Source organism: Faecalispora sporosphaeroides DSM 1294 (assembly GCA_000383295.1).
Classification (GTDB): domain Bacteria; phylum Bacillota; class Clostridia; order Oscillospirales; family Acutalibacteraceae; genus Faecalispora; species Faecalispora sporosphaeroides.
This window is the reverse complement of the sequence record KB911066.1, coordinates 411742-425349: the sequence shown is the minus strand read 5'-3', so window position 1 is coordinate 425349 and position 13608 is coordinate 411742. Positions and strand designations below refer to the sequence as shown.

The following is a 13608-nucleotide window of genomic DNA, read 5'->3' as shown; positions in this document are numbered from 1 at the left end:
ACCCATCAAGAGCAAAACAACAGTTTTGGGAAGCGCCAAATCAATTCATTGTGCGCCGAACCATCTCCGCCCAAACTCCGGACTCCTACGGGGAATGCTCTCGCGCTGGATCAGAACTGCCGGCGGCGCTCAGGTTTGTTCTTTCTATGAATTACAGCTCGATCTTCGCGGCGCCTTCTTCTACATGCGAGATCAGGCTGCCGTCGATGATGGCGCTTTCGCACAGGTTGATATCCTCATACAGCGGGCGATCCTCCTCCAGCTTGCTCACCAGAGAGCGAATGGTGTCGTAGGCGGGTTTCGTGCCTGCGCCCATGCCCTTGTCGCCGCGCATGTCGATTGCCTGGCAGGCGCACATCAGCTCCATTGCCAGAACACGGCGGGCGTTGCCCAGAATCTCGCGGGCCTTGCGCGCCGCGATGGTGCCCATGCTGACGTGATCCTCCTGGTTTGCGGAGGAGGGAATGCTGTCAACGCTGGCGGGGTGCGCCAGAACCTTGTTTTCAGAAACCAGAGCAGCGGCGGAGTACTGAACGATCATAAAGCCGGAGTTTACGCCGCCGTCCTTGGTCAAAAAGGCGGGCAGGCCGCTCAGCGCGGGGTTTACCAGGCGCTCGATGCGGCGCTCGGAAACATTCGCAAGCTCCGCGATCGCGATTCCCAGAAAATCAAAGGGAAGCGCCATCGGCTGGCCGTGGAAGTTGCCGCCGGAGATACCCTCCATGGTGTCCTTCAAAATAATCGGGTTATCGGTAACCGAGTTGATCTCGATTTCGACCTTCTGCTTGACAAAGTTGATGGCGTCCTTGCTCGCGCCGTGAATCTGCGGCACACAGCGCAGGGAGTAGGCGTCCTGAACGCGGATCTCGCCCTGATGGGTGGTGTTTTTGCTGCCGCTGAGCAGCTGCAGCAAAATTCTGGCCGTGTCCAACTGGCCCTTGTGGGAGCGGATCACATGGATGCGCTCGTCAAGGGCATCGATTACGCCGTTGTGTGCTTCAAAGCTCAAAGCAGCGGCAACATCGGCAACCTTCAGCAGCTCCAGAGCGTCATAGACGGTCAAAGCTCCGGTAGAGGTCATTGCGGGAGTGCCGTTGATCAGGGCCAGACCCTCTTTTGCGCTCAGCTCCACAACGGGGATGCCCGCGCGCTTCATCGCTTCGGCGCCGTCGAGAATTTCGCCCTTGTACTCCGCCTTGCCGAGGCCGATCATCGGCAGAACCATGTGCGCCAGGGGGGCCAGATCGCCGGAAGCGCCCAAAGAGCCCTTCTCGGGAATCTGAGGGGTAACGCCCTTGTTGAGCATTTCAATCAGAACGTCTACCACTTCCATACGGCAGCCGGAAAAGCCCTTTGCCATATTGTTGATGCGGAGCAGCAGCATACCGCGGGCCGCGTCGCGCGGGAACGGATTGCCGGCGCCAACCGCATGAGTAATGATCAGGTTCTTCTGCAGCAGCTTGCATTCGTCGCAACTGATGACGACGTCGCTGAACTTTCCGAATCCGGTGGTCACGCCGTATACAACGCGATCCTCGTCAACGATCTGGTCCACAACCTTGCGGGAATCGATGATATTCTGTTTTGCCTGCTCCGATAAGGCAACAGGCACGTCCTCGCGGCAAACCAGCGCAAATTCTTCCAGGGTCAGATCCTGGCCGGTCAAAATAACAGTTTTCATAATGTACAATCTCCTTTTACCATTTTGGTTTCAATGCAACTCACACAAATCATTTGACCAGATTATACATCGCCGCATGTCAAAGAAACGTCTAAGTGAATCCTCTGGTTTTACTAAAAAACAGGCTGCAAAAATTGCTGAATTACAGAGGCAGACCAAAAAGGAACAAACTTGGGTAAAAACGATCGCAAACCGGAATAAATCATCAAAACCGACAAAATGAATCAAAAAAGATCATGATTTCGGGGTAGTCGAACCCCGGATTGTTGGCCTCGAATTTACGCTCACTCTTATTTTACGGGGAAAAGACACAAAAGAGAAGGGGACAAAGGTGAAAAAATTGAAAAGATTGATCAATAGAAAAAAGTTGTGATTCTGACAGGTGGAATTTCATGCCTCAAAATCCTTAAAAAAACCAGATATAATGCGGCTTTTGCCCACTTAACCCGGGTGGATTTATTTCTTAGACGGAATGAAAAAAGCGCAGGTTTTCACACCTGTGTTTTTGACTTAAATATTCCAAATTTGCTTTATTTCATTATTTGAATGATTTGGTAGCAAGCTAATGAATCACCGTACTAAACTCAATTTAAAACGCGCGAATTTGAGTGAATCGAAGGCTATATCGGGAAGCCTCTAAACGGGGAAAAATGCCGTTTTTTTTCTGGAATTCCCAGAGACTTGTCCGTCTATTTTATTATATGCCGCAAGTATTTCCGCTATGATCAGGGAGAAAAACGGCGCTTGTCTCTCTTTGTTGAGCCTTAATTTGCTTTTATGAATAAGACGGAAATAAGATGGAATTTTACTGTGCTAATCTGCTAGCAAACAATAGAATGCGCATTCTGACTGGGTTTTCTGGGGGAACGTGTCTTTTCCCTGATTTTTCCTGCGTCGAACCATATAGTTTGAAAATAAGAAAATGGCTTTATTTTCCCGAAAAAATTTCAAATTCTATCAAAAAAATTAAAAATATGCTCGAAAGTTGACGATATGGGTAGAATATTCTACAAAAGCAAGTTTTGAATATTGCTCTTTCGGAGCTGTAAATAAAGATTATATGAAAAAATGAAAAATAGGAAAGGGCATCATTTCATTTTAGAGCCGAAATAATCCTGATATAGCTGGTTTTTTATCAAAATATGGAACGGTTCCTTTCTTCTTTGCTAGTTTGCACTCTTAAAAAAGGAAAGGAGCAAACGCCTTGTTTTTGTTTTCAGAAACAACTTTGGTTGATTTTATGCGTCGAAAATTGGCCTGACGGCAGCGTTTTGCGTCAAAACGATCACAGCCCGCGCAGGCTTTTTGAGGGTGGAACGATCGGCGCGTCTGTGGTATGATAACGGTACTATGGAAATGACAGGAAAATCAAGAGGTGGAATTCACGATGAAAGCTTTTATCCGGAGGCATCCGATCCCAATCCTGTTTCTTACGGTTTGTTTGCTCATCAGCATTTCCCTTGTATCGGTTTGGTATCCCAGCAGCAAAGGGGCCATTGTCTCCCGGGTGAAAAATAACGAAGCGCAGCTGACAGAGGTTGCTTCCTCCGTCATAGAGCGCGGAAGCGCGGAGGGCGCTTCTGTCTCCGGCGTTTGGGAGATCGTCTATCATTCCGACAGCAAAGTGGTCGAGTTTCTGTGCGGCGGCTTTGGTCTGGCTCCATCCTCTTCCTACACGGGGTTCTATGATTCCCCGTCGGACGTTCCGCTGAATCTTCAGTATCCCGACCAGATTCTTGCGAAAACCGATACCGGGTGGCGCTATGAGGAAGCCAAAGGGGATAATCGGTATGAAACGGAAAAGATTACAGACCACTGGTAAGATTATTGGATGTGCTTTTAAGACCGCAAAAAGGAACGGCCTGATTTCTCAGACCGTTCCTGTCGCTCACTTCTTCTGTTCGGTGCCTTTGAGAGGAGACGCTTCCTATTTCAGGGGCGAGGCTGCCAGAACGGCGGCTTCATCGCGGATGATAGCGGTTTCAATCTCGTGGATTTTTGCCTTCATATCCGCTACATACGCTTCGTCCTTAATGGAGCCGAGGTTGATCTTCACGTTGAGCAGAGCGCCCAGCACTGCGGTGCGGGTCATCATCGCGGCCACCATGCCGTCGGTTACGGCGTTGGCATTCCCTTTTTTCACCATAGTGGCGGCCATCGGCATAATCTTTGCCGCGGTTACGGCAACATGCAGCGGCACCTCGGCGGCCTTTTTCAAAGCCTCCTGCATTGCGCTGCGGCGAACTTCCTTCTGCTCGTCGGTGTCCTTCGGCAGAGTCATCGCTTCCATATAAGCGTTGAAGGAGGTGCTGTCACGGGTGATCTCATCGAGAAGCTCCGCGCGCAGCGCCGCAGCCTCAGGGATGATCGCCTTCATTTCGTCCGCGGCCTCTTCATAGCCTTTTTTGCCGATGGTCAGCTGGGCTACCATTTCCGCCAAGGCGGCGGCCAGTGCGCCGGCCAGAGCAGCAACGCTCCCGCCGCCGGGCGCGGGCTCGTTGGAGGCGGTAGTGGCGCAAAAGACCTCAAGGGTCATATTTTTCATTTCCATTGGTATGTTTCCCTCCAAAATTGATTGCTTACAGGCGGGTTTCCAGAACCTGATCCATGTTGAAGTTCTCGATCTGCAGGTAATACTCTGCGCAGTCGATCAGAGCGGCCATGGGAACCAGGCCGATCACTTCGCTGCCTACCACGTTGACGCCGTAACGGCGGGCTTCCATCTTAACGGTTTCAAATACGCGGTACACGGCGGATTTGGTGTAGTCGGTCAGATTCATGGAGACCTGAGCAATGTTGCGGTCCTCGAGCATAACGCCCATCGCCTTGACAAACCGGAAGCCGCCGCCGATGAAGCGAACCTTGCGGGCAATCTGGGTGGCGATTTCGAGGTTGGGGGTGTCGAGGTTAATGTTAAAGGCAACCAGGGGCATACGGGCGCCTATCGCGGTTACGCCGGCGGTGGGATGAATGTGATCCGGGCCGAAGTCGGGCTTCCATTTGGAATCCTTCATCTTCTCGGGCATGCCCTCGAACTGGCCCTTGCGGATCTCGGAGAGATTCTCGCGGTGGGGAGCGGTAGCGGACTTCTCATACAGGAAGCTCGGCACGCCGAATTTCTCCGCGATGGCGGCGCCGACCTGTTTGGCGATCTCGTTGGCTTCGTCTACGGTGCAGTTGCGCACGGGGATGAAGGGAACCACGTCGGTTGCGCCCATGCGGGGGTGCTGGCCCTCGTGCTTGGTCATGTCGATCAGCTCGGTGGCAACGCCAATGGCCTCGATCACTGCGTCGCGCACCGCTTCGGGCTCGCCCACTACGGTGACGACGCAGCGGTTGTGGTCTTTATCGGTGCTGTAGTCCAGCAGCTTTACATCTTCTTTTCCGCGGAAAGAGGAGACGATTTTCTCAACCTTTTCCAGGTCGCGTCCTTCGCTGAAGTTGGGTACACATTCCAGAATTTTGTTCATCATAATGATCGGCTCCGTTTCTATGTTGAAATTTTTATGGTGGATGAATCCGCGCTGAGAACGGGAATCCGGCAACGGAATCGGCTACAAAACAATCATAATAGAAGATTTCGGCAAGTGCAACCACCGAAACCGGCTTTTTCGATGGAACGCCCTCCTTTGTGACGTTTATTAGACGAGAGAGCGGATATAGTGTGAGAAAAGCGTCTTTATTCACATTGTTTTACAGAAGGAGAGTGGGACAAAATGACAAAACTGGAGAAGATCACACCGCAGGATTTTGTGGTGAGCGAGTGGTCTGGCGGGAAAACAACGCAGATCGCCATCGACCCGCCCGGCGCGCTGTATGCCGACCGCAGCTTTCATTTTCGGCTGAGCTCAGCCACGGTGGAGCTTGAGGAATCAAACTTTACCTCTCTGCCGGATTATGACCGGATCATCGCGCCGGTAGAGGGGGAGCTTTCCCTTTTTTATGAGGGAAGCGAAACGCCGGTAATTCTGCGGGAGCTGGAATGCGCCGCGTTTGACGGCGCGTGGGAGACCCGCAGCCGCGGAAAGGTTGTGGATTATAATCTGATGACCCGAAAGGGCGTCTGCCGGGGCAATGCGTTTGCGTTGATTGTCGGCGTGGGGCAGACTGCGGAATTCTGCTGCCAAAGCGGCGAACCGGGCCGCAGCGTTCTGCTGTGCTGGTGTGTGCAGGGAGCCGCTGAGCTCGGTGCAGGAGGGGAGACCGTCGCTCTTTCACCGCGCGACGCAGCCCGTCTGCAAACGGAGGCCGGCGCGCCCACCGTAGCTGTGAAAATTCGGAACAAGGGGGATTCCCCCGTTCGGCTGATGGTGGCGCAGGTGTCTTTTCTTTCCTGACATTCGCGTTCCCATCGATTGAAAATGAGTACGTTTCCACCCCCGGAACTTGCCCGTTTGGCTGTATTCGTCCTTTTTGGCGCGGATTTCTGAACATGAGCCTTTTGTTTTCGACGTAAGGAAAGAGCCGGAGCAGTTCGTTTGAAATACCTCGGTTTCTCTTAAAAACGGGATGTCCGCTGGGTTTTTGACGGTTTTAGCGTCTGGAATCCCTATGGCTTTTCGTCTTATTATCGTCAAATTGGACGTTTTGCGGTCATTTGGTTATTGTAACGAGGAATTCGGTGTGGTATTTTGGAATAAAGAGTGGTTTCAAACGCCCGGCAGGCCGTGTGTGGCGGCTATGACGGCGTTCGGGGGCCGAATTTATAAATGGATCAGGAGGAATTGTAACAATGGGCTTTTTATCTGATATTGAAATTGCACAGCAATACGAAGCAAAAGACATTCGGGACATCGCAAAGACCGCGGGCATCGACGAGAAATATCTGGAGGTGTACGGACGGGGCAAGGCAAAGGTGGACTATAAGCTCCTGAGCGATCTGGCGGACAAACCGGACGGCAAACTGATTTTAGTCACGGCGATTAACCCGACTCCCGCGGGTGAGGGAAAGACCACCACGAGCGTCGGCCTGACCGACGGCCTGCGCCGAATCGGCAAAAAGGCGATTGTCGCTCTGCGCGAACCCTCCCTTGGCCCGGTATTCGGCGTAAAGGGCGGCGCGGCCGGCGGCGGATATGCCCAGGTAGTACCGATGGAGGACATCAATCTGCACTTTACCGGAGATTTCCATGCGATCGGCGCGGCGAACAACCTGCTGGCCGCTCTGCTGGATAACCACATTTATCAGGGCAACGAGCTGCGCATCGACCCCAAGCGCATTACCTGGAAGCGCGTTGTCGATATGAATGACCGCCAGCTGCGCAGCATTGTGAACGGCCTTGGCCCGCGTACCAACGGCGTTACCCGTGAAGACGGCTACGACATCACCGTTGCCTCCGAGATCATGGCGGTTCTGTGCCTGTCCTCTTCCATCAGCGACATGAAAGAGCGCCTTGGCAAAATGATCGTCGGCTATACTTACAACGAAGAGCCCGTCACCGCGGCTCAGCTCAAGGCAGAGGGCGCGATGTGCGCTCTGCTCAAGGACGCGATCAAGCCGAATCTGGTGCAGACTTTGGAAGGAACCCCGGCCTTCATCCACGGCGGCCCGTTCGCGAACATTGCCCACGGCTGCAACTCCCTCATGGCGACCCGCATGGCGCTCAAGCTGAGCGATTATGCCGTTACGGAGGCAGGCTTCGGCGCCGACCTGGGCGCGGAGAAATTCCTCGATATCAAATGCCGCATGGCGGGCATTGCTCCCAGCGCGGTGGTTATCGTCGCGACGGCCCGCGCGCTCAAGCATCACGGTGGTGTTGCAAAGCCTGACCTGAACAACGAGAATCTGGAGGCGCTGGAGAAGGGTATGCCCAACCTGCTCCGCCATGTGGAGAACGTCACAAAGGTGTACGGCCTGCCCTGCGTGGTCGCCATCAACCGTTTCCCAACAGATACCGAAGCCGAGCTGAACCTGATCCGCAGTAAGTGCAAAGAGCTGGGCGTTGAGGTCGCCCTCAGCGAGGTTTGGGCAAAGGGCGGCGCCGGCGCCGTAGAGCTGGCGGAAGAGGTCATTCGTCTGTGCGAGGCCCCGAACAACTTCAGCTATGTGTACGACGCCGAGCTGTCGATCAAAGAAAAGCTCAACGCGATCGTGCAGAGAGTGTACCACGGCAGCCGCGCCGTACTGACCGGCCCGGCCGTGAAGCAGGCGCAGCAGCTCGAGCAGCTTGGCTTTGGCAATCTGCCGATCTGCATGGCGAAAACACAGTACAGCTTTACCGATGACGCGAAGACTCTGGGCGCTCCCGAAGGCTTCGAGATCGCCGTCAGGAACCTGAAGGTATCCGCGGGCGCCGGATTCATCGTCGCTCTGACCGGCGACGTGATGACGATGCCCGGCTTGCCGAAGAAGCCGTCGTCCGAGAACATCGATGTGGATGAAAACGGCCGCATTTCCGGGTTGTTCTAATCCGTATTTCTCACTCATTTTTGCCGCCCCGGCACCATTTGCGCCGGGGCGGCGCTTTGTTTTTACGAATGTCAAGCCCCCTGCATTCTTTATGGAAGAATGCAGGGGGCTTTGTGTCAGCAGACAGTTTTATAATAAGAAATTTTTAATAAAATTATATTGACTTATCGTCCATACAACAATATAATATATTATTGTCAGGACGATAAGTGAGGTGATAATTTGAGTCCACGCACAGGTCGGCCCCCATCTGGTAATGCGCGGCAGCAAAAAGTGGAAACGAGGATGACGAACAAAGAGCTGGAAACACTTGACTACTGCTGTAAAATGACAAAGATGTCGAGGTCAGAGGTGATACGGGCTGGTATTAAGCTGATCTATTCCAACTTGTGTAACCTCAAAGAAAAATAAAAGGAAGCGGCGTCCAACCCACAAAGCAAGGCACCGCTTCCCCCAACCAACAAATGCCCGAAAGCAAATGCTGCGTAAATATTATAGCATTGCTATAAGCTGGGGATTACGATGACGGCGGAGGTCTTTGTCGGAATGGAAGATTTGTTCCAGCATGGGGGAAATCGCTGATACCTCAAAACGCTCTCCGCAACATAAGTTCAGAGGTACTCTGTTAAATTCAGACTCTATCACAGCAGAAAGCGGTCAAGGCATTCGCCCTGACCGCTTTCTGCTGTTCTTTTTTAAATCGAAAGACGCTTTATTCATATACTTCTGCTTCAAGTCGGAGCATATCGGCCAGCACCAGCAGCTCGTCTTTTACATCTCCGTAAATCATGGTAAAGTGCGGCTCCCAACCGGCTTTTACACTGCTTTCCACCACACGCAGAGCGTCGGCCTTCGGCTGTACCACCACAGAGGTTCCGCAGAACTGCTTTGGCTTATCAAGCGCGCGGCCCGGCAGAATCAACAGCCGGAAGGTTCCGTCCGGTTTTCGGCCCACGCGAAAAACCGTTGCCTGCTCTGCCGGCCTGCATCCGAATTCCATCGTGGGGCCGATCTTCCGGTTCGGGTGAACCCCTACCTGCGCGCCGGTGTCCGTGCGGGCCAAAGAGCAGGCGGCAGTGCCGCAGTGCCAGTATGTAATGGTGTTTTCCGCTTCATCCAGAGAAACGGGATCGCCGAAAAAGGTCGGCAGACCAGTCAGCTGGGTGCCGATGTACATCGACAGCGCGCCGTAAACATCCGATTCACAGCTGGCGGCAACCAGATTGTCGTTCAGCAGCGCCAGAACGGAGCATACCGGCGTGCCATAGGCGGTAAAAAAATCCGGCCAGCAGCGCGAAGAAAGCGCGCCGATCCCGTTTGCTTTTACATAGTCGTCATAGGCCTTGTACAGCCGCACAAATGCGTCGCGGTTTTGGGCGGGCGTGTTTTCCAGCCCCACCATGGCCTGCTCGGCGGCTTTGCGGCAGTCAGCGCATTCTTCCTCCGTGTAGCTCACGGCCTTTTCCATCAGCTCGCGCGTTTCAATGGATTCGAGCGTAACGCCAAAGGTGTGCAGCAGCTCCGAATCGAGTGCGCGGCCAAAGCCGAAGCCCTGGGGCGTATGGCCCACCGCCGCCATTTTCAGCGAGTGGAGCTTGTGGTAAACCTTCCCGGCACGCAGGAACGCGCGGATTTGATGAATTACCGCTTCCTCCTCGGGCGCGCCGAATACATATGAAAATCGATCGTCGCCCAGTGCGCGCATGGCGTTTGCGGCGGAATAGGCGCCCGTTAAAGAATTCAGGCGCAGCCGCCCGCCGTCGATCACCGGTTCCCGCAGCGTCCACAGCAGGGTGGGGCAGGAGAAGCGAAAGCGAATTTGGCTTGCGTAGGCCGCATTGGCAAAGGTGATATTCTGGATGATCAAAAGCTGGGGAGAGATCGTATCCAAAAACGCGTTCAGCTCCTCGATCGTCAGCAGCATGTTCTGCGGACACACCACCTGAGTCGATAAAGAAGTGAGCAGTCCGACTGATTTTTCAAATTCGGATTGAGCGCTTTCCAGATGAAACGTGGGCACCCCAATGGGCAAATAGGCCACCTGATATTCCGACATAACAATTCCACCTTTCGTTGGTCCTTGCGATTGTGCGCGATAGATGCTTCGTGCCCGCGGATTGTACCGTTCCCCCGCAGACTTTTTCCCGGGAAAAATCACTTCGTACCGGCTTGTGAATGCTGCATTACAGCTCTGCCAGCCCGCGGAACAAGCGCTTGTACTCACTTTCTTTTCGATAAAACACGGGCGGGCAGCCTATCGGCGCGTCAACAAGATGCTCTCCGCCGCCGAACTCCGTATTACTCCACAAATGCACCCAGCTGTCCTGCGGCAGGTATACCCGCCATTTGCAGGCCTCTTTTTTCAGAACCGGGGCGACGAGAAGCTCGCGGCCGAACAGATACTCCGTCTGGATTTGATAGGCCGCGCGATCTTCTGGATAATGCACGAACAGCGGGCGCTGTACAGGCAGGCCGCGCGCCGCGTTTTCCTCCACAAGCTGTGTGAGGTAAGGCTTCAGCGCCACATGGATTTTGGCAAGCCGGGCGAATTGCCGGAGTGCGTCCTCGTCGTCATATACCTGAAAATTTTCATCGGGGCGGTTGCCCTCGTGTGTTCGCATCACGGGGGTGAACACCGCCATCTCCGCCCAGCGAAGGAACAGCTCCTTGGTGCGCCGATTGCCGAACAGCGATGTGTAACCGCCGATGTCGCTGTGGCTGAGCCCGCAGCCGCACATTCCCGCGCTCAATGCGGCCGTGATTGTGGTGCCAAGGCCGTCGTGCCTGCTGAAATCCACGGATTGATCCCCGGCCCAGAGCAGTGGGCAGTATTTTTGCGAGCCTGTGGCTCCGGCGCGCATAAAGAACACGGCTTCGCCGAGCTTTCCGCTTTCCGCGACCGCCTCATAATTGCAGCGCGCCCAAAGAGCGGGCCAGTGATTATGCTCCAGCATGGGGGAAACGCCGTTGAACAGTTTGACGTCGGTGGGCAGATATTCCCCGAAATCGGCCATCCAGCCGTCGATTCCCAGAGCCAGAATCTGTTTTTTGATACAGTCTTTGTACCACTCAAAGGCTTCGGGATTTGTCAGGTCGACTACGCCGCAGTAAAACTCGCCAAAATCCACCAGATAATCACTGCCATCCGCGGCAAGAGCGAGATAGCCCTTTGCTTTTGCTTCCTGATACAGCTCGCCATCGTTCACCAGATATCCGTTGTTGTAAGCCAGAAAACGGATGCCGCGCTCCTTGTATTCGCGGATTTTTTCCGGCAGGCCGGGGTACATCTTCTCATTGAGCTTCCAGTCCCACTGCAGCCGTCTGCCAAACGAGGTTTCGCGCTTCCCAGCCCAGTCCTGGCACCAGATTCCGGCCAGGGGAACGCCGCTTTGCAAAGTGCGCTCCGCAAGGGAAAAGACGCGTTCGGTGCCGCCCTGCACGCCGAGAATCACGCCGTTGTAAATCCAGTCGGGCAGCAGCGGCTGGCGGCCGAAGAATTCGCTGAGCAGATACAGCAGGTTCTCCCAGCTGTCGGCGGCTTCAATGCGAACGCGGCTTGGCACCGCCCAGAACTGCAGCTCGTGGAACAGCGCGTTCCGAAAGTCGAAATCTGCGTAGGCGGTACAGTCCGCGTGCAGGTAGTATTTCTGGGACGAAACGTAGGTGGGCTGCGGGTAGTTGGTGTTGTAATAGTCGCCCCCGGCCTTGTTCTCCACGTCGGAGCGCCAGGTGATATAGGTTGTTTTGTCGCGTCCCACGCCGGGCTCAGACGTCCACAGGGGAAAGTGCCGGCCGCGCAGATTCAGATAAGACATCTGCTCGCCGCAGCCGTAGCAGGATTCGTCTGCGTCGGCGCACACACGCAGCCAAAAACGGTTGATGGCCGGATCGAGCTGTTCAAAAGACAGCTCCGCAAGCTCGCCCTGAAGCATCACCTGAACGCGAAGCCGCCCTTCCAAATCCAGTGTCCAGCCGGAATCCGTTGCTTCGGCCACGGTGACGCGAAGTGGCATTCGTTCCAATAAGTAATCCTCTATTTTGAAATTGCCGCGGTACATCTCAACGCTTTCCTGCCCGACTCCCACATAGATCATCGGCCGCTGCGGCGAGGACTCGAGCAGAATGGTATCGTTATGACGCAGAATCCAGGAGGTATGATTCCAACAGGCTTGCATGATTTGTGCCTCACTTTCTTTGTTCACCCGGCGATCAGTGCCGGCAGAGAGGAGTAGGCCATAAAACAGCCCGACAAAAGCAGTATGATATATACCATAAGCAGAAAGTGCCGGTTCGGAATTTTTTGATGAATCCAGGTGCCGAGCAGAATACCGGCCGCCAAAAACGGCAGAGTGATCAGGCTCATGCGCAGAACTGTTCCAGTGAAAACGCCGGTTGCAATATAGCGGATCAGCAAAATCAAATTCAGGCTGAACCAAAACGAGCACATGGTGGCACGAAACCTGCTTTTTTCATGAATGGTACGCGTGATATAGATGATCAGCAGCGGGCCGCCCGAGCTAAAAGCACCGTGAACAACACCCCCAAGGAACAGCAGAAAGTAAAGTATGTATTTGCGAAAGCCCTGCGGTATGGTGTCGGCGGATTTTGTTTTGTTTATCCCCTGACGGATTCCGTTTGCGGCGACGAGGATCATGAAAACCGCCAGCAGGGATTTGAGCACCATTTCAGGCAGTGCGGAGAACGCCCACATGCCGATCGGCAGGCCGAGAAGCACGAACAGCATCACAATGCCGTACTGCTTCCATTGGATTTTTTGAAAATCCGTCGCGACAACATAGGCGGAAAGCAGCCACGCGTGCAGGCAGAGCACCGGCACCGCGACCGACACGCCCGCAATAGCAATTCCAAACGGGAGTGCCAGCACGGTGGAGCCAAACCCCGTAATCGATTCGACGACATGCGTGACAAAAGAAAGCAGCCCGAACAGCAGTTCTTCCATGCTCATAAACGGCCTCCCAAATGTTAATTAAGCGAACTGCAAAACGCCGGTCGCTTTACCTTGCCGCGTGGATTGAAACTATTTTTAACAAGTTTAATTAAATAGTAATATAGGCGGGGATCAATGTCAATCTATAAAACGACTAAATCAAAGCTGAAATTTTTGGATGAGAAGAAGTCTCATTTCCGGCAACACGAATTTTCTGCCGGCAGTCCTGTGGGAACTGGGTGGAACGCAGGGGCCCACAAAAGTTCATTTTCCAAAGAAAGCACAGCTGTACTGCCGGTTTTTAAGGATGATCAGAAAACGAATCGGGAATTCAGGAGCGTGAAGTGCTTTGGAACGGTTTCAATAAATAAGCCGCATCAGGGTCTGGCCAAATCGCTGTCAAAAAAATCAGAAGGTAAAAAAGCACAAAAAGCGGGTGAAATTATTTAATTAAAACAATTAAAAAATAATTGACTTTTCTTTTGGCGGCATCTAAAATCAAAAGTAGAACGACGGGATTGCGGCAAAACACGCGATTCAGTTAAAAGCGTTATCTGAATGTGAGGGGAG

Annotated in this window: 10 protein-coding genes; 4 read left to right on the top strand and 6 right to left on the bottom strand. The window is 53.6% G+C overall.

The window, feature by feature from the left end:
* Positions 1-151 precede the first annotated feature (151 nt).
* Complete coding sequence (gene hutH / locus G340_RS0102205) at positions 152-1681, bottom strand: histidine ammonia-lyase (RefSeq protein ID WP_020072021.1); 1530 nt, start codon at positions 1679-1681, stop codon at positions 152-154.
* A 1507-nt stretch (positions 1682-3188) separates the two neighbouring features.
* Between hutH and G340_RS0102200 the strand changes: the two genes are divergently transcribed.
* Entirely contained in the window at positions 3189-3503 is a 315-nt protein-coding gene (locus tag G340_RS0102200) for a hypothetical protein (protein WP_326522297.1), read from the top strand.
* Between the two features lie 105 nt (positions 3504-3608).
* On the opposite strand, the gene G340_RS0102195 is transcribed toward G340_RS0102200, so the two are convergent.
* Together G340_RS0102195 and ftcD are read right to left on the bottom strand one after the other, a co-directional pair.
* Positions 3609-4232 carry a cyclodeaminase/cyclohydrolase family protein gene (locus G340_RS0102195; RefSeq protein ID WP_020072019.1) on the bottom strand — a complete coding sequence of 208 codons (624 nt, stop codon included), beginning with the start codon at positions 4230-4232 and terminating at the stop codon, positions 3609-3611.
* A gap of 28 nt (positions 4233-4260) precedes the next feature.
* Positions 4261-5154 (bottom strand): glutamate formimidoyltransferase, encoded by an 894-nt coding sequence (gene ftcD, locus G340_RS0102190; protein ID WP_020072018.1) that lies wholly within the window; start codon positions 5152-5154, stop codon positions 4261-4263.
* Positions 5155-5397: 243 nt separating this feature from the next.
* Between ftcD and G340_RS0102185 the strand changes: the two genes are divergently transcribed.
* Positions 5398-6018 carry a HutD/Ves family protein gene (locus tag G340_RS0102185; RefSeq protein ID WP_020072017.1) on the top strand — a complete coding sequence of 207 codons (621 nt, stop codon included), beginning with the start codon at positions 5398-5400 and terminating at the stop codon, positions 6016-6018.
* A gap of 395 nt (positions 6019-6413) precedes the next feature.
* A complete protein-coding gene (locus G340_RS0102180) occupies positions 6414-8090 on the top strand; it encodes a formate--tetrahydrofolate ligase (RefSeq protein ID WP_020072016.1) in 1677 nt (558 codons plus the stop codon).
* Positions 8091-8802: 712 nt separating this feature from the next.
* Here the strand turns inward: G340_RS0102180 and G340_RS0102175 are convergent.
* The 3 genes from G340_RS0102175 to G340_RS0102165 all read right to left on the bottom strand — a co-directional run bounded on the left by G340_RS0102175 (position 8803) and on the right by G340_RS0102165 (position 13056).
* Complete coding sequence (locus tag G340_RS0102175; RefSeq protein WP_020072015.1) at positions 8803-10146, bottom strand: fucose isomerase; 1344 nt, start codon at positions 10144-10146, stop codon at positions 8803-8805.
* Between the two features lie 127 nt (positions 10147-10273).
* Positions 10274-12265, bottom strand: a complete 1992-nt coding sequence (locus tag G340_RS0102170; RefSeq protein WP_020072014.1) for an alpha-glucosidase — start codon at positions 12263-12265, stop codon at positions 10274-10276.
* Positions 12266-12288: 23 nt separating this feature from the next.
* Entirely contained in the window at positions 12289-13056 is a 768-nt protein-coding gene (locus G340_RS0102165) for a sulfite exporter TauE/SafE family protein (protein WP_020072013.1), read from the bottom strand.
* 117 nt (positions 13057-13173) lie between these two features.
* On the opposite strand from G340_RS0102165, the gene G340_RS0102160 reads away from it, so the two are divergent.
* The gene (locus tag G340_RS0102160) at positions 13174-13488 is read left to right on the top strand and encodes a hypothetical protein (protein ID WP_020072012.1); all 315 of its coding nucleotides are present in this window, start codon (positions 13174-13176) and stop codon (positions 13486-13488) included.
* The last annotated feature ends 120 nt before the right edge of the window (positions 13489-13608 follow it).